The 17,160-nt window shown below is 35.2% G+C and carries 19 protein-coding genes and 1 pseudogene; 5 read left to right on the forward strand and 15 right to left on the reverse strand.

The annotated features are described in order from the left end of the window. Nucleotides 1-147 precede the first annotated feature (147 nt). From AB3211_RS01750 to AB3211_RS01775, 6 genes and pseudogenes are all read right to left on the reverse strand, one after another. On the reverse strand, nt 148-1,038 hold the full coding sequence (locus AB3211_RS01750; protein WP_367364468.1) for an Rpn family recombination-promoting nuclease/putative transposase: 891 nt from the start codon (nt 1,036-1,038) through the stop codon (nt 148-150). Nucleotides 1,039-1,296: 258 nt separating this feature from the next. After that, nucleotides 1,297-1,494 (reverse strand): annotated as a pseudogene (locus AB3211_RS01755) (ATP-binding protein); the annotation flags it as partial. A gap of 73 nt (nt 1,495-1,567) precedes the next feature. After that, nucleotides 1,568-2,146: an ATP-binding protein gene (locus AB3211_RS01760; RefSeq protein WP_367363841.1), complete on the reverse strand. Its 579-nt coding sequence runs from the start codon at nt 2,144-2,146 to the stop codon at nt 1,568-1,570. Beyond that, complete coding sequence (locus tag AB3211_RS01765; RefSeq protein WP_367363755.1) at nt 2,143-2,298, reverse strand: hypothetical protein; 156 nt, start codon at nt 2,296-2,298, stop codon at nt 2,143-2,145. Before AB3211_RS01765 ends, AB3211_RS01760 begins: the two co-directional genes overlap by 4 nt. Before the next feature lie 5 nt (nt 2,299-2,303). Continuing rightward, nucleotides 2,304-3,506 carry an IS21 family transposase gene (istA, locus tag AB3211_RS01770; protein ID WP_367364469.1) on the reverse strand — a complete coding sequence of 401 codons (1,203 nt, stop codon included), beginning with the start codon at nt 3,504-3,506 and terminating at the stop codon, nt 2,304-2,306. Next, on the reverse strand, nt 3,478-3,768 hold the full coding sequence (locus AB3211_RS01775; RefSeq protein ID WP_367363728.1) for a LuxR C-terminal-related transcriptional regulator: 291 nt from the start codon (nt 3,766-3,768) through the stop codon (nt 3,478-3,480). Before AB3211_RS01775 ends, istA begins: the two co-directional genes overlap by 29 nt. A gap of 281 nt (nt 3,769-4,049) precedes the next feature. On the opposite strand from AB3211_RS01775, the gene AB3211_RS01780 reads away from it, so the two are divergent. Genes AB3211_RS01780 through AB3211_RS01795 form a run of 4 tightly spaced genes read left to right on the forward strand, consistent with a single transcriptional unit; the run spans nt 4,050 to nt 6,945 of the window. Beyond that, entirely contained in the window at nt 4,050-4,337 is a 288-nt protein-coding gene (locus tag AB3211_RS01780) for a hypothetical protein (RefSeq protein WP_367364470.1), read from the forward strand. 35 nt (nt 4,338-4,372) lie between these two features. Beyond that, nucleotides 4,373-5,308, forward strand: a complete 936-nt coding sequence (locus AB3211_RS01785) for an Rpn family recombination-promoting nuclease/putative transposase (RefSeq protein WP_367364471.1) — start codon at nt 4,373-4,375, stop codon at nt 5,306-5,308. A 4-nt stretch (nt 5,309-5,312) separates the two neighbouring features. After that, nucleotides 5,313-5,705, forward strand: coding sequence for a hypothetical protein (locus AB3211_RS01790; RefSeq protein ID WP_367364472.1), 393 nt, complete (start codon nt 5,313-5,315; stop codon nt 5,703-5,705). Between the two features lie 16 nt (nt 5,706-5,721). Beyond that, nucleotides 5,722-6,945, forward strand: a complete 1,224-nt coding sequence (locus AB3211_RS01795; protein WP_367364473.1) for an IS256 family transposase — start codon at nt 5,722-5,724, stop codon at nt 6,943-6,945. A 123-nt stretch (nt 6,946-7,068) separates the two neighbouring features. On the opposite strand, the gene AB3211_RS01800 is transcribed toward AB3211_RS01795, so the two are convergent. From AB3211_RS01800 to AB3211_RS01835, 8 genes are all read right to left on the reverse strand, one after another. Then, a complete protein-coding gene (locus AB3211_RS01800) occupies nt 7,069-7,854 on the reverse strand; it encodes a hypothetical protein (protein ID WP_367364474.1) in 786 nt (261 codons plus the stop codon). An 80-nt stretch (nt 7,855-7,934) separates the two neighbouring features. Then, nucleotides 7,935-8,825 carry a PD-(D/E)XK nuclease family transposase gene (locus AB3211_RS01805; protein WP_367364475.1) on the reverse strand — a complete coding sequence of 297 codons (891 nt, stop codon included), beginning with the start codon at nt 8,823-8,825 and terminating at the stop codon, nt 7,935-7,937. A 12-nt stretch (nt 8,826-8,837) separates the two neighbouring features. Then, on the reverse strand, nt 8,838-9,110 hold the full coding sequence (locus tag AB3211_RS01810; protein WP_367364476.1) for a hypothetical protein: 273 nt from the start codon (nt 9,108-9,110) through the stop codon (nt 8,838-8,840). Further along, nucleotides 9,094-10,464, reverse strand: a complete 1,371-nt coding sequence (locus tag AB3211_RS01815) for a portal protein (RefSeq protein ID WP_367364477.1) — start codon at nt 10,462-10,464, stop codon at nt 9,094-9,096. Before AB3211_RS01815 ends, AB3211_RS01810 begins: the two co-directional genes overlap by 17 nt. Before the next feature lie 35 nt (nt 10,465-10,499). Next, on the reverse strand, nt 10,500-10,667 hold the full coding sequence (locus tag AB3211_RS01820; protein ID WP_367364478.1) for a hypothetical protein: 168 nt from the start codon (nt 10,665-10,667) through the stop codon (nt 10,500-10,502). Then, nucleotides 10,660-12,156 (reverse strand): hypothetical protein, encoded by a 1,497-nt coding sequence (locus AB3211_RS01825; RefSeq protein ID WP_367364479.1) that lies wholly within the window; start codon nt 12,154-12,156, stop codon nt 10,660-10,662. Before AB3211_RS01825 ends, AB3211_RS01820 begins: the two co-directional genes overlap by 8 nt. 74 nt (nt 12,157-12,230) lie before the next feature. Beyond that, the gene (locus AB3211_RS01830; protein WP_367364480.1) at nt 12,231-13,664 is read right to left on the reverse strand and encodes a hypothetical protein; all 1,434 of its coding nucleotides are present in this window, start codon (nt 13,662-13,664) and stop codon (nt 12,231-12,233) included. Continuing rightward, nucleotides 13,651-14,184: a hypothetical protein gene (locus AB3211_RS01835; RefSeq protein WP_367364481.1), complete on the reverse strand. Its 534-nt coding sequence runs from the start codon at nt 14,182-14,184 to the stop codon at nt 13,651-13,653. Before AB3211_RS01835 ends, AB3211_RS01830 begins: the two co-directional genes overlap by 14 nt. A 184-nt stretch (nt 14,185-14,368) precedes the next feature. On the opposite strand from AB3211_RS01835, the gene AB3211_RS01840 reads away from it, so the two are divergent. Then, on the forward strand, nt 14,369-14,776 hold the full coding sequence (locus AB3211_RS01840) for a DUF1828 domain-containing protein (protein WP_367364482.1): 408 nt from the start codon (nt 14,369-14,371) through the stop codon (nt 14,774-14,776). 538 nt (nt 14,777-15,314) lie between these two features. Here the strand turns inward: AB3211_RS01840 and AB3211_RS01845 are convergent. Then, the gene (locus tag AB3211_RS01845; RefSeq protein ID WP_367364483.1) at nt 15,315-17,123 is read right to left on the reverse strand and encodes a hypothetical protein; all 1,809 of its coding nucleotides are present in this window, start codon (nt 17,121-17,123) and stop codon (nt 15,315-15,317) included. Nucleotides 17,124-17,160 lie beyond the last annotated feature (37 nt).

The raw sequence follows: 17,160 nt of genomic DNA on the forward strand, positions 1-17,160 counted from the left end.
AGAGAAGTCCTTAATCCCTGATAAGTCTTTGGTGGACCCTAGTGGATGATTTACGAACCCAAATCAATGTAAGAATTGCTATAAATCAGCATCTATATTATGCCAGCACGCAACTATAAAACTTCCAATAACCATATGGCTAATATACTATTTTAGTAGTTTGTTGATTTCTTCAATACTTAAACCAGTAATATTAGCTATATGCTCAGATGTCATATTTTCTTTAAGTAATTTTCTAGCTATAGTTATTCTTTCTTCATATCTACCTTCCTCTCTACCCTCTGCTTTACCCTCCACTCTACCTTTTTCTAGTTGTTTTTTCAGAGTATTAGCTTCGATACGCAGCCATTTAAGATGATCTTCATAAGCCTCCCTTTCTTCGTCAGTAAAGTTCATAACATCTAGCACTGTTAGAGCTTTTTTTAAGCTGGCATTGTCTAATTCTTTAGGCAAATTATCTTTGTTTAGTAAATCATGTCTTGTTAGAAAAGCTGTCCACATATCTAAAGAGTTTTTTACTTTTTTCAGTATATCAGGTAATTCCTCATAAGAATTATCAGTAAACTTATTAAGCTCAATAGTATGTAATTCGAGATCCTTGAAATACAACAATCCACTATCTTTTTCTACTATATGGAAAACATTGTGATACTTAGTTACATTCGGAATAGAAGTAAAGTTTAGAATATGAATACCAATGGCTTTGCTTAGGGTAGAATAGTCCTGAGCTACCTTTAATTGCTCAGTATACAATTTAGCCCAATAATATAAAGCTCGCTTATCATAATCAGCTTCGTCGCTAATTTGAATCTCAATATTGAACCTTTTGCCATCAACAGATTTAGCTTTAACGTCTAATATTGAGAGTTTATCATTCTTAAAGTTTTTAGGATTATATGGATTAAGCAGCGTTACCTCTGTTACTTGATCCTCTTGTCCAACGATAGAATTAATCAAGGATATCAGCAAGTCCTTATTCTCTTCTACGCCAAAGATTTTCTTAAATGCCAAGTCTACTCGAGGAGTTATTTTATCCATATATGTTGCTATTATCAGTTATCAATTCTAAAGCTAGTATAGCATAAAAACTATAAAGCACTAAGTAATATAATGCAGAAATTAATAGCATAGTATCCATGAAAATTCAATGCACGCTACGCTATAAATGTAAATTGTAATAAACTATTGCCCCCCCTAACCACATAAAAAAATTAGTTAATTTTGGTTAAAATTCAGATAGAATTTTCTAAAATCATTGTAATTTTTAATTAATACCGTAGTCTATTATTTTAATCTTTAATCTACATCTTTCCCTCCTCTAAAACTTTTATTACCAGTTTCTATGATTTGACAATGATGTGTCAATCTATCGATAATTACTTTTGTTGCCTTAGCATTACCAAACATATCATTCCATTCTTCAAATCTCAAATGGGTAGTAATGATCACTGAAGTTTGCTCATACAATTTAGCAAATAACTCAAATAACAGGAATCTAGCTTCGGCTTTTATTGGTATACTGCTCATAAATGAAGAGTTGGTAGACGAAGATCAAAATCAACAAGTGCTAGGAGTGTCCAAGCCGAGGAGTACAGCGTACACTAGTACGTGAGCACCGCAGGTCTTGGACAACGCAATTGTTGATTTTCATCGAGTATACATAGCCTAATTCATCTACTACAATCAGATGGAATCTCTTAACTGAATCGATGAATTTGCTTTCATAATTATGGATTCTAGCATTAAGCAATTGGCTAGCTAATTCATTTAAAGTATAAAATCTTACCCTGTAACTTTTTTCAATGGCGGTGAACGCCAAACCAATTGCTAGATGAGTTTTTGCAGACCCAGAACCACCTATGAACATGATATTCTGATGATTATCAATCACTTTTTGTATATCAATATTTTCAACCAATTTAGCTTGGCATGTATCTGATAGTAACTTTATGGTTGGGAACTTAGCTAGTTGCAACCTATAACCTAGCGAGCGTGACTTCTTATATACTACTCGTAAATGAAGAGTTGATAGACGAAGATCAAAATTATGAAGTGCTAGGAGTCGAAGGGTCGAGGAGCGGAGCGTACATTTAGTACGTGAGCACCGAAGATCCCTGAAGACGACAACGCAATTCTTGATTTTCATCGAGTATATTCACACTCTGCTTCAAGAAGTTTCTTTAACACATCATACACACTAGTAGTAGGGACATCATTTGTTAAATTACTTGACTCAGCTAACTGCATCTTCATACCGACTAAACCTAATTTATCTAATAACAATATTAAGTCTTTCATTTAATTTAATTTACCTCCGTTGTTAAATGCAACTTGCTATAAATACTACAATCAGCATCAGGAGGATTTTTTAGCTGAATAAACTCAGTCTCTTGGATATCTAGTTTCATTGCTGGTTGCAACAAATATTGCTCAACTAATTTAGAGCTACAGCCGCCAGCAGCAATTGTTAGGTTACAAGCATTTGTTACCTTTTCTAATCCATACTTATTAACAAGTAGCAGGATATCTATAAATTGTTTATCACCATCCTTGTAAGTCTCTAACTTATTTCGTAGTTTGCCAAATATCTCAGGTAACAAACTCATTAACTCTTTGAACGGTCCACCATTACGTAAAGCACCGGGTTTACGTTCTAGAGCTGCTATATAGTGCCATGGATTATAATTCTTCTGATAGCGTTTAAAACTACGAACATGCTCTGCAATAATCTTGCTTTTATGTAAAATCACTATTTGCCAAGCATAGGATTTAATCTGTACGCTAAGTCCCACATATTCACACGGAACACTATACATATTGCTGTCGTATTGTATTAAACTCAAAGGTGATACGGTCGTTGGATGTAATCTATAACCGGTAAACTGCCCTCTATATCCTATTAAATATGCCTTCTCTTCCTCATATATTTCTAGAATCGTTCTTTCTGTAAATTCAGGATGTCTTTTAGTTTTAGCCCACTCTATAGACATCTCTCTTAGCTGAATGTTAATAGCTTCATAACTATCTCCTTTCAATATTGGAGTAAAAAAGTTACGTCTAGTGTCTCCTACTTGTTTCTCAACCTGTCCTTTCTCCCATCCTGATGCTGGAGTACAGGCAAGTGGCTCAAATAAATGGTGAGAGACCATTTGGATAAACTTCTCGTTAAAGATACGATCCTTGCCAATCAATATTTTTTTGACAGCCGTCTTCATATTGTCATAAATACCATTCTTACAACAACCAGCAAAAAACTTGAAAGCTTGAACATGGGCATCCATAACCATTTCCAGCTGCTCATTAGGATAAACCACTACCAAAGAATAACGACTATAGCATAGCTTTATTCTCGCTGCTTTAACTCTAGTAACCTCCCCATTTAAACATATTTCTTCCTCTCCCCAATCAAACTGAAACGCCTGACCAGCTTCAAAATTTAATGGAATAAAAACTTGCCCGCCCCTTGCCTCGTATTCTCTACGGAAGTTTCGTACAATTAGATTCACAGATTCGTAACTTCCTGTATAACCCGATATCTGAAGCTGTTGGTATAGCTGCCGTCATTCTACGTCGAACCGACTCCTTGCTATTCTCTGCTAATAGCTGATTTAGTACTTCAAGATGATTGCCAAGAACAGGCTTACCTTTGCTATATTTTGCTAACTCAAATTTAGTTTGATTGCTGCAAATGACTTTTTTTACTGTATTCTTTGATATATTCAGTTCTCTAGCAATTGCTTTAATTGCTTTGCCATCAACGTAATACATTCTACGTATTCTTCCAATTGTTTCCACTATAAACAACCTTTTAAAAACTCCTTAAAAAAATATTAAAAATATTAATTTTTTGGAGATATTGTTACTTATTTAGGGGGGCAATTTTCATTACAATTTTTCCCTTAAAGGGGTCAATAGCTGATTACAATTTACAGCCCCAACCTCAATCCTCAAGAACGAGCAAGAAGTATTACAAATCAGACAACAACGTAAGATGATGCAAATGCAACAATTACAACAGCAACAACAAATGCAAGGGTAAGGAAGAACAAATGAAACTATCAATTAACTCCTCATCCCCATCTAATGTACTAACAAAAGAGCAATTAAAATCAATTTATTGCAAGCTTTTTAGTGGAGAAGATGGTAAAATAATATTAGAGGATTTAGCTCAAATGAGTGGCATATATCGCAGCAATTTTGTTCGGCAAGAAAGTGAGTACACTGCCTTTTTGGAAGGACATCGGGCATTGTTCCTATATATATGCTCGCAGGTTTCAGAAGATGATGGAGTTGATAATATTGATGGTGCTAAAAATACTAATGAATCAGATAAGTAATAGCGATATTTAGTAACAATTAAGAGGTTAGTTATATGTTTTTATCAAAGTTTCTTGATCCTAGAAATGATTTTTGTTTTCGTAAAATCTTTGGTAGTGAAAAGAACAAAGATATACTTGTACATTTTTTAAACGATGTTCTTAAGTGTAAAGAAAATGAGCAAATAATTGAGGTGACGTTTTTACCAACTATCCAAGACCCTGATATTGCTATTTACAGAAAGTCTATTGTTGATGTGTTATGTAAAGATCAACACGGTAATCAATTCATAGTAGAGATGCAGGTAAGTAAGCATCCAGGATTTGAAAAAAGAGCCCAATATTATGCAGCTAAAGCATATTCTCAGCAAAGAATTGAGGAAGATGAGAAACACAAGAAACTAGCAGTATACGCCAAATTAAAAGGAGTAATATTTTTAGCAATAGCGGATTTTGTGATGTTTGAAGATAAAGAACATTGGAAATCGGAGCATCGTCTTTTAGATACAAAGACCTATGCCCATGATTTAAAAGATTTTTACTTTGTTTTTTTAGAGCTTGAGAAATTTAAAAAAACTATAGATGAGCTAAAAACTATTGAAGAGAAGTGGATGTATTTTTTTAAGCATGCAGGAGATAGTAAATTAACATTAACAGAAATAGAGCATTTAATAGGTAAGGATGAAATCATTAGAAGAGCCTTTGAGGCAGTAGACCAAGCTAGCTGGTCAGAGGCAGAACTTAACACCTATGAGCAAATAACTAAAACTCGTCTTGATAATTTAGCGGTAGAGCTGCAAAAAATTGAAGATGCTGAAGCTAGAGGTGAAGCTAGAGGTGAAGCTAGAGGTAAAGCTGAAGAAAAAATAGCTACAGCAAAAGAAATGTTAATTGATAATGAGCCAATAGAAAAAATAGTTAAATTTACAAAACTAACCATTAAAAAAATAGAACAGTTAAAAAAAGAAATAGAAGTGTTAAAAGAAGAATAAGCAAATGAGCAAAGAAGGAACTGCTAATAACTATGAAACTAACCCTACTTCCTCTGCTAGCGATTGGCTAGCTAATATGCCTGAGGACATCCGCAAAGCTGAGTCACTTGGTAAATTTAAGGATGTATCATCTTTAGCACAGAGCTATTTGGAAGCAGAAAAGAGCTTGAATCAACGAATTGCCGTGCCAAAGGATGATAGCTCTGATGAGGAATGGCATAAATTTTATTGTCGACTTGGACTGCCTGAAGATAAGAGATATACTGACAAACGATCCAAGGAAGATGAGGAGTATTTAACTCGTTATGAAGACATGTTTTACCAAAGCGGATTATCTAAATGGGCTCTGTCCAAAAAACTGTGTAAATTTCGAAATAGGTTATATATAAAAGTATAACAAAAAAGGAAATTACATGAATAAAAAAACTAATGAATCAATAAAGCAAGCAGTAGATTTATTAATAGATAATGATACAGATGTAAGTACAATACTGAAAGAAGGAGGTTTATTAAAAGAATTGACCAAACGTTTAATAGAGAAGGCACTGCAGTCAGAAATGAATAATCATCTAGGCTATGATAAATACAGTTGTGCAGATAATGATAATGCTCGTAATGGTATAACTAGCAAAAAACTGATCTCCGAACATGGAGCTGTAGAAATAGAAGTACCAAGGGATAGGCATAATACCTTTGAACCCGCAATACTACCAAAACGCCAGAAACGTTTTGATGGTTTTGACGATAAAGTACTATCATTATATGCTAAAGGCATGAGTATATCTGATATTAAGATTCAGTTACAGGAGTTATACAGTGTTGAAATAAGTGAAGGCTTAATCAGCCAAATTACTGATGATGTAATGGATGAGGTTAAAGCTTGGCAGAGTCGACCATTAGAAGAGATATATCCGATAGTATTTTTTGATTGTTTAGTAGTAAAAGTCAGGCAAGATAAAAGGATAATCAATAAGGCAGTATATGTTGCATTAGGAATTGATTTATCTGGTAAAAAAGATATATTGGGATTATGGATCAGTGAAAATGAAGGGGCAAAATTTTGGCTCGGTAATTTTACCGAAATGAAAAATAGAGGGCTAAAAGATATACTGATTGCCTGTAGCGATAATCTTACTGGTATGTCTGAGGCAATAGAAGCAGTTTATCCAAAAACAGAACATCAATTGTGTATTGTACATCAGATTAGAAATAGTTTAAAATATGTGTCGTATAAAGATAGGAAGCAACTGTCTAGCGATTTAAAGCCGATATATACTGCAGTAACGGAAGAACAAGCCCATTTAGCTTTAGTATCTTTTGAAGAAAAATGGAATAAACAATATCCACAAATTGCCAAATCATGGTATAATAATTGGGACAATCTAATGATTTTTCTAGGGTATCCTGAGTCAATTAGAAAGGTAATTTATACAACTAATTCAGTTGAATCTGTCAATAGTCAATTGCGTAAAGTAACAAATAATAAGCGGGTTTTTCCTAATGATAATGCTGTTTTTAAAAGTTTATATTTGACAATTAACTATATGACCAAAAAATGGACTATGCCCATTCCAAACTGGAATGAAGCTATGGCTCATTTGATGATTAAATTTGAGGATAGGCTTAACAAAATTTAATGACCTATTTTTTCGAATTTACACAGTTTTTTGGACAGAGCCTCCAGTGGCTCTTTTTTGATAGGTTATTGCGGATTGCAGCCTTAAGAGAGTTATCACTTACTTCTTGTTTGCATTATTTACTTATTGCGTTTTGTCATACGCGATTTTGTACAGTTCTTCCATACGTTTAACAGCTTGATTATGTCCTGTATGATTTTTACCATTCAATTTTACCATAAATTCAGTATCAGATTCAAGTCTATTAATTTCTTGCAATGCCTTATCTCGGCTGGTAATTGTTGGTGATTCATTACCAGTTACCAACGAATCGGATTTTAAGGTTTCACCAACCCTAACTAACAAATCTACTAAGGCTGGCGAGTAATTGGAATCTTCAATTAATTCAGCCAGTTCTTTAGTACCAAACTTAGATAAAGCTGCCTGCATCACTGTCATCTTACTGTCAAAACCTTCACCATAAGTGTTTTTCAACCAACCAATGTGAGAGTGACGTGTTTGCTCGATAGCATTTTTTTGCTGTTTTTGTAAATCCTGCGAAAAACCATACAGAGAATTAAGCAGCTTCTCACCTTGCCTTTTAGATAATCCGCTTTGGTAAAACATGTCTTCATAACGAGTTAAATACTCCTCATCTTCCTTGGATCGTTTGTCAGTATATTTCTTATCCTCAGGCAGCCCCATCCTAGAATAAAATTTTTGCCACTCTTCATCAGAGCTATCATCTTTTGGCACGGCAATTCGTTGATTCAAGCTCTTTTCTGCTTCCAAATAGCTCTGTGCCAAAGATGAGACATCCTTAAATTTACTCAATGACTCAGCTTTGCGGATGTCCTCCGGCAGACTAGCCAGCCATGAATTATTGCTGGTGGTAGTTTCGTTGTTAATAATATTTGCTTCTTCGCTCATATTTTACTCATTGATAATTTCATACATAAACTTTTTAGAAATTCTATTTTTCCAATACAGCAAATCAATACCCTTCCTATTTAATCTTCGTCAAGTACAGTAGTCGTGTCTTCAGCCAAATTTTCACGTAGCACTTCTATTTCTTCAATGGATAGTTCTGTATATTTAATTATTTTTTCTATCGGCTCATTATCAGCTAGCATTCTTTTTGCCATTTCTATACTTCTTTCTTCTTTAGCTGAAAGTAGATAATCACGTTCTTTTAAGTTTTTATGGACATAGTGGCGATAGGCTTCACGTTCCTTTGGAGTCATTTTTAGAATGCTAAGACGCTCAGCTACTTTCTTCATATAAGGTGACTTAAAATCGTCTCTTACTTCAGAATGTTTAGCAAAATATAACCATTCATCCATTTCATCGTTTATAACATCGTTAAAAATTGGTACGGAAATAACAAAATATTCCGGAAATATATTATGAATATCAACAATCCTACCACCCATATCACCAATATGCATGTGTCTAGAATGCTCGTCAGTTTTTCTAAATATAGTCTGACCATGATATAACGGTGATTTCATATTTGAATATGGAAAATATATTAAACTGATATGGAATACTTTCTTGATAGTACTATAATCCTCACTGATACCAATATTATCAACAATCAACCTACAACTATTAAAGCAGGCTTTATGCAAAAATGAACTAGTGTACGCACGATCTATTTCAACAATATATTTATGACCTTGCTTGTCTTCAACGATAACATCAGCTACGCTTTGCTTTAGGTCTTCACTTTCTTTATTGCTCTCACTCTCAAGTAAACCAGTGATTTTTACTGGTAAGTAACCAGCATCTTTGAGTATAGCCGAAATAAAGCCCTCGACTATTTCATAATCACCTTTATCTTTGAGTAGATATTTAATCGCATAGTCTAACGATACCAATGTTTTACTATTCGTACTCATAAACTATCCTCATTATAAATTTCCTTCAATATTATCAACTCCATCATCTTCTGAAGCTTGCGAGCATATGTACAAAAACAAAGCTCGCATGCCTTCATTGAAAGCGGTGTAGTTGCTTTCTTGCAGAAAGTTGCTGCGATACACACCACTTAATTGAGCCAAGTCTTCTAATATTATTCTACCATCTTCTCCACTAAAAATCTGCAAATAAATTGATTTTAATTGCTCTTTTGTAAGTATTGAGGGTGGAGATGGGGTTGCTGAAGAGTTAATTGATAGTTTCATTTTGTTGTCCTTGCATTTGTTGTTGGATTTGTTGTTGTAAATGCATCATCCTACGTTGTTGTCTAAGCTGTAGTACTTCTTGTTCACTCTTGAGGATTGAGCTTGGTGTTCCTCTAAGCTCGCAAAATAGTTTAAAACATTCATCCCAGTTGATGTTATCGTAAATCTCAGGGTAGAAATTACTGATGCCGCTCCTTTGGAAGAAGCCCAATACTTGTTCAACGCTAGATATGGTTGATGATTTCTGAGCTTTTGATAATGGTGATACATATTCAATATCAATATTAGGCGGCCTAGTTGCTCCCTCTAGAATCGGTACTCTGTTGTATTTAATTAGAGTTTGATATATCGCAGTGATTAACGGGTTTAGAAATTCCGTCTCGATTCTACCTACCATTGGTGACATTAACCGGTATTGCTCCTCCGTTCTAATTTGCACCTCAGTGGCAGTCATTTCTTTGTTTTCTTTCTGCATTCTGAATATATCAACATAGAATGCCTTAAATATCGCATCGCGGCATTGATTCTGCTCGATTTCAGTCGGTAGGATATTCTCCATACCAGTTAGGGGCATTATTTTATCCGCCATGCCATTACGGTAAAAGTTAACACTACCCGGCGTAGTGTAAAGAGGTAAGTAATAGCCATCTTTAGGCACTAATAATGGTGGGTCTAGTTGTTTTTGTGCTACTTTCAGGGTAATTTGTCTTAAACTATTGAGTAATTTAATATCAGGTAGTACATGGTGAGCAGGAGCATATCCATACACTTGACCTTCTTCTTTAATCCATCGCGTAACAAAAAATGGAAAGTACGAATAACCTGATTGACTGATAATTTTTTGTTCAGCGAGATGGATATATTCTGAACTATAGGCAAGTGTTGTCATTAATCTCTTTGCACCTTTGCCACTCTGATTCTGACTTTGTGGGCTAACTATGTGCAATATCTCTATGGTCTCATCAGGATTCTTGGCTAATCTTTCCTTGAAATCGGCAAAGTCTGGCCATTTAGCTGATGCGGCTTTAATTGGCATGGTAAAGAGTCGGTACATTGTATTGACAAAACCAAACTTATCCTCTTCAAAATAACATTCCTGTAAATTAATATTACGGAAAAATAGAGTTTGGGTTAACGCTGGATCTTCTTCGACATAGAATATTGCTGTACCAAAGGCAGCTAGATTTAGGAAAAACTGATGTATTTGATTATAGAAATTAGAAGCCGGATTGTTGAATATATCCATTATGGCTTTTTCTAGCATTTGGGCTAGTATGTTCAGTTCAGCTGATGTTAATTGCTGTTGGTATTGATTTTCATCCTCAATTACTATGCTAAGGTTAAACCAGTTCATCGCTGGATTTACCAGCAAACTTTGTAAACCTGAAGCTAATTGCTCCTTGACCAAATAGAAGTTGAATCAAATATTACCTTGTTACTTTCGGTTTGCGGGCAAACATATTTCTTCAGCTCATCCCATATCTGATTCCATTTTTCCCGTTTGGTTTTGAGATTATCAAAATATTCAATCTTTTTGTTTATATCATTATCATGCATAGCTAGTAGCTCTTGTGTTTAAATTGGAGTTGTGTTGTAAGTATGGTGTCCCTAAGTTTTTTGATACTTTCTTAAGTTTCTTAATGAATTCAGTATTATATAACACTTCATGGCTATATTTTTTGCCACTAGCTGCAGTCATACTAGGTAAGCCTAGAGTTAAACCTTCAATATCCTTAAGAGACACGATCTTGCCAAGAGATTCGTGCAACGGTGGTAAATCTTTTAATTGTGGCACTGACCGCATGCCAAAATGTTCCAACGCTTGTTTTAGACCACCAAGCTCAGGGATGGCTCTTTTGTCTAATCCTGATGGACCGTATCTTGCTATTCGCGACAAATCAGCTCCTATACTTGGATCATTGTTGTTAAGATTAATTCTTTCAAAACCAGCAAGTTTACGACTAATATCGGATCTGTTCATATAATGAGCAATACCAACAAGCGGAGATAACATTTGGATTCCCGAACCTATCCCAGCAAGCATTGAACCACCAGTACCAATCGCTCCTAAGCCTGCCCCAAGTCCAAAAGTTAAAGCTGTTAGTCCCAATCCTTGTGCTAGCCCAGTATCTCTTGCAGATTTTTGATACTTACCAGCTCGCCACTCTAAATCCCTGCCATAGCTATCCAACTGGCTTTGAGCAGCTTCCCCATAACTTCTTAACTGGTTTTGCAACCCTTCAGCATGCGATCGTTGCCTTGTATAGTCAGCAGTGATTTGCTCTTGTCTATTCTGTTCTTGTTTGTATTGTTCAATCATGCTGAACAATTGTTGTCTAGCATTATCAAAGTTACTAGTATCCTGCGACAATCGATTTTGCTGTGATTGATAGTTAGTAAGCTGATGTTCAAGATTAGCTTTTTCCCTTGTTAGCTGTTGATGCTCTTTGGTGATGCTATCCATCGAATGGCGTATTTTACTTTCTGTTTCACTACGTTGCTTTTTTAACAATTCAACGTCTTGCTGATATTTAGAAATGTGGCTACCGGCTTCCTCTTCGGTTAAACCTTTCAAGCTTTCTCTTCGCTGGGCTACTTGATCATACAGGTTTTGGAACTGACCCGGTAATTGCTCTACCTCACTTATTTTGAAATCAAGGGCGGGAGCTTTTTGTGTAAATGCTGCAAAAGCTTGTTTTAGTTGATTGGCTGATGCAGACAAACTAGATCTTTGTGATTCTATGTTTCTTAAGCCACTCTCATATTGTCGAGTATGATAATCTAGTTGGTGTTGCATATCATAGCTTCTCATGCTAGCTTGATACTGTTGCTCTTCTAGAGAGTGTAAGCCCTGCTGAGATTGTTGCAATTGCTGCGACAAATTATTGATAGTATTTTGTGCTTCACTCGCATAACTACTATAACGATCTCGTGACTCATTATAGAGACGCTTCTGTCTTGATGTATCAGCTCCAGTAATGTACCTGTTCCTAGATGCACCAACCGCTAAAGCACCAAGTCCTAGTAAACCTAATATTGGCCACATATATTATTTGCCTTAATTATTTATTAATTACCATTTCAATTATTTCATCATCAATTCTTGCTTCTTCTGCTCCATCATCTTTCCAACGCATTATAATCATTCATTACTTTACGATGTTGCACTATATCATATTGGGACTGCTGCTGTTCATCACCAGTTTTAACGTCCATCGCCATATAACAAAAGCTCTCGGTTATATCAGTAGCCCTAGAGGAATTAGAATGCACTCCTCTTTTTGTAGCATCAAACTCGAAAAGTCCGTTAATGCCACGTTGACATTTTTGGGCGTCGATGCGGCATTTACCCAGTAGTATTCTTGCCTTGGTTATCATTTCTTCCCGTAAATATTTCCTACCAATAGCAAAAGGCGAGAAGCCTACTTTCTCTGCTACCTCATTAGCTTGTTGTAATCTTGTATCCAAAGTTGGCATTTGTCTTCGACTCATGTCGTGCGGTAATACATTGCGTCCATATTGGTAAGGTCTAGTCCTTAAATGACTCAAGTAAAACTCTAAATCCTTACCCCTGTTCATATAAAAGTCAATAATATCGATAGAATCTTTTTTTTCTTGAACAAACCAAATAACCGTATAATCAACAATCCCTATATCCCAGTAAGTATGAACCTGATAGGCTGGGTCATATGGCACATAGCCAATACGCCCCTGACTTTCAGCTAGTCGTAACTGTTCAACAAAAGTACCACCTTGATCAGCTCTCTTGTAACGATAGGCTTCAAAATCACAATAAAACTCTCGACGAATTTCCTCATCAGTCATATCGACAGAATCAAGCTTACTTTTATCGACTAAGGGCTTTCCCTCATGATCTGTAGTGTCTTCGATAGTTTGGATTTGACAAAATACCTCGGAATTATCTCGATATTTTAAATATAATTCCTCACCATGTGTTAGTTTTGGGTTATCACTTGGCGTATACAGGTAAAGTAGCCAAGCATTATTCCGAACTACCATTGGTTCGATAACACAACTCATAGCCCTTGGATCATGGTAGGAATATTCCGAAATAACTGCTCCCTTGATACCGCTACCCCTAATAGTAGCATAACGATCACTACCAACAAACTGAATCACCGAACCATTTTTAAATAATATCCGTTGCTTATATTGCTGACTTCGAGCAATGACCCCATCAGGGATAAATGACATATAGGGACGACCCGACAAAGTCATACCGTCCCACACTGACATTTTAGCCTGATTATAGGTAGGGTACACATACCAATATATGCCTACTTCTCGAATAGCACTAGCAGTGATCCAGTTAATACCCATAATATCCTTACCAGCTCTTCTATGCCAAATGGCTATGGCTTTCTTACCGCCATTATACAAATACCTCCACAAAGGTAGCTGGAATGGATAGGGTGACCAGTCTACTGGAAATTTAAAGCTTTTAGAGCTAGGGATACCTTTGGTAACTTTAGTAATTTCAGCAGTAGCAGTTTTGCTAATGTTTCTCCCAGCCTTAATATTACTTTTCTTCACTACTGCTACTCTCTGCTCCGTAAGACTCTACTTCAAAGTTACTTACATCAATCATCCTTGCCATTTCCTTATCTCTTGCTTTCTGCTCAGCATTATTAGCACTTTTCCTATTACTCCTATCATCATTTTTTCTAGTTTGATATTTCTCCGAATTAGCTTTAAGATATTCCAGCAAAGACTTAGAGCAATATTTTTTCTTAGTAGCAATTGGTTGATTATCCTTGTTATAGGTGATTTCCTCATAGCCATTAATAGCCCTGTCATACAAAACCCCTTCTGCTTTATCGACCGCATATTGCAAGGCTAATTTCACACATTTGTTTAAATATTTATCTTGGTGAATAATCAAGGGCAACTGCAAAGGCAAAACAGCACTATTTTTAGCAGCAGAAAGGCTGTTTCCGCTTTCGCATAAAGCCTGTAAGAATAGTATAACATTTTCCTGCGAACCAAATTTGCTTATTGTCTCATTCGATAGTTTCTCTAAATATCTATTGAACAACCCATAATTCTTAGTCATCTACCACTCTTTGAAAATTCTTTTTATTTTCTTAAGTCTTATTAGTTGCGTTCATTATAGCACTTTTCTATCTCTTTTTCCAGTGATGTTTTATATTATAATTCTTGTCAGTAAGTTATTTTCTATTATGATTAAATTTTTGCTGGATTTTTTTATATGTTGAACATTATTGATAATTATTCTCATGGCTTCAAATTTGTGTGTGGTTAGCAATATAGAACATCTTTTGGTAAGTTACCATCAGTGGCTAGAAGAGAAAACAACATGGAAACAATTAAAAGATTGGGTGGAGATAACTACCCCTTATCTTGACTGCCATAATGACTACATACAAATTTATCTAAAACAAGAGGGGAATAGTTATATCCTAACTGATGATGGTTGGACTATCGATGATTTAAGCCAATTCAGTAGTTTGCCTGATTCTGCTAAATGGCAAAGATTTCTAGAAACGACTCTTAATGGTTTTGGTGTACATAAAAATAATAATGAAATGTTTGTTAAAACCAATCAGCACAATTTTGCCTTAAATAAACATAATCTTATTCAAGCAATTCTAGCAGTTAATAATTTTTTAATAACGAACGATTAATTACCTTAAAAAAAATTTTTGCAAACGCCCCCCTATGCCCGATTTTATGCCGCACAGACCCCCCTACTGATTTTAGCTAGCGTTTTCTGCCAAAAAATGAAAAAAACTGACAAAAATCGTACAAAATCTTGCCAAAATAGCTATCAACAATCAATTTAGGGCAAGACCTTGTGATACCAATACAAAGGATTGAACCATTGTAACCCGCACAACTCTTAGGGTTAGCAAATCCTTATAATTTTATATGCAACTCATATGCAACTTCTACTTTAAATGAACAATCAGTTATTATTGATTAACCATATCGTAATCTTGTTTTTTCTCGACTAATACAATTAGTTTCATCAAATTATACTGCCAATTCAAATTATTGCTTTTCTACATTTTCTTCGTTACGCTAGACTGTGTTTTTTGAAATAATAGCTTAAAATTTCACAAATACAGACTCGTACAGCACTATTATTTGCTCTTAATTCTTCTAGCTAAAAAATAAAATTCTCTTATAAACATGCCTAAAATAGCTTTAAGTGCTATTTCTCTAAATTGCCCTTGCACCATTATCAGCTTTTACGAACTCAAAAGCAAAATTATGACTCTTAAAAGCGTTCCACAGATCCCTACCATATTTCTGCTGAATCCAGTAACCAATAAAGTCAGTTGCTGGTTTAAGAATAATCCTATTGCAAGTCATATCCTCTTCAACTGCTTCTAACTTGCTAAACCAAGATGTATCGATAAGCTCACCATGTAACTCGATTAGATATTTCCGTACTTTGTACCATATTGACTGAGGATTTAGCTGGCTTAGTCCTAAATAGTTCGATTGCGATTTATCAGCAGTTGTTTCAGCAGTTGTTGTAGTTTTTTTGCTAATAATATCTAATTGTTGAACCTTGTTGCCGTATACTGCTTGTACTTGATGGAGTAATTTTGTTTTCTCATGCTCGAGTAAGCTAATATCCTGTTTTAGCTTGATCCTATAGGTATCACCAAAGACCCCTAAGAAACTACAATTAATCAGCAATTTACAGGCAGTATCACGTTCAAAGACTCCAGCAATCTTGTATTTCAGTTGATGTGTTGGACTAGTGTCTAGACTCGCTTCTACCTTCCGCAAATAGCTCTCTCCAGCCCTAGTAGCATCATCCATCTTGAAATTAAAGCTTTCGTTATTTGCAAAATCCGGTGGACGCATTTCCTCTTGTAAAGCCAAAGTCATATAGTTTAGCACTGCCTTCTTGTTACGAAAGCGATTATTAGGACGTTGCTCGCTTAGTCTAATCATCAACTTATTGATGAAATTTAGGTTAAAATCACGGTTTGATCTGATTCTTAATATCGATCCATCTTCTTCGGTCAACGGGTGAAACTCCTCTAACTTCTGAAGAAAACCCCAGCCTTTAACCTTGCTGGCAACTTGACTAATCACACTAGCCAATTTTTGGCAAGATTGTCGATTAACCCCACCACTACTTGCATCATCATCTTTTGAGTCAGAGTCATTGCCTAAATCGCTGATTGGAGAGGCATTGCTAGAATTGAGGGGTGATATCTTACTTACAGAACTTACTGCTGCTTCTGATTGAAAGTTTTGCTCTTGCGTTGACTTACTTTCTGCCAAGTTTTGTTGACAATTTTTTTCATTTTCCTCACAATCATCGCTAGAATTTAGGATGGGTATCTTGCTTACAGAACTTACCGTTGCTTCCGATTGAAAATTTGGCTCTTCCGTTGATTTAATCTCTTCCAAACTTTGTTCACAATTTTCTTCGAAAAAATTTTTTTTGCCATATCTAGATATAGATATATTATATAGATAATTATCTATTATATGTAGTGGGTAAAAATTTTTTTCAATTTTTTGAGTTAACCCAAAACTTTTTTTAGTTGACTCAAAATTTTCTTCAGATTGCTTTAAAAATTCTTGTTGGTTAGAATTATAATTATTAGTTTTACGGAAACTGACAAATTTTTTAAGGAGTGTGATACATTGAATATGAGGACATCTAGTATTGTGTATAATCATGGTAGTTGAATAAAAATCAATAAAACCACTGTTTTTCAGTTCTAACAGACATTGCTTTACCCGTGTTTGACAAACTCCTAGCTCTTGTTGGAAGAAAAGAAAGCCTTCCCGTAATTCTTCTACTGGGCTATCCCTCTTATTATCAAATTGTAGACGAGAAACTATCAAAGACAAAAGTTGACGAGAAGTTGTACTTAATCGTTTACCACGATCGTTGATAAGATTCCGCCACTCATGTGGGATAAAATTACCTACTATATTATAAAAGATGGTATCAGGATTCTCTACAAGACTGTTAGGAGAAGTTAATATTTGTGTCATATTCCCTCCCCCTGAAAATTAGTTAGAGAGAAAATTT

Source organism: Candidatus Tisiphia endosymbiont of Nedyus quadrimaculatus (genome assembly GCF_964059235.1).
Taxonomy (GTDB): Bacteria; Pseudomonadota; Alphaproteobacteria; order Rickettsiales; family Rickettsiaceae; genus Tisiphia.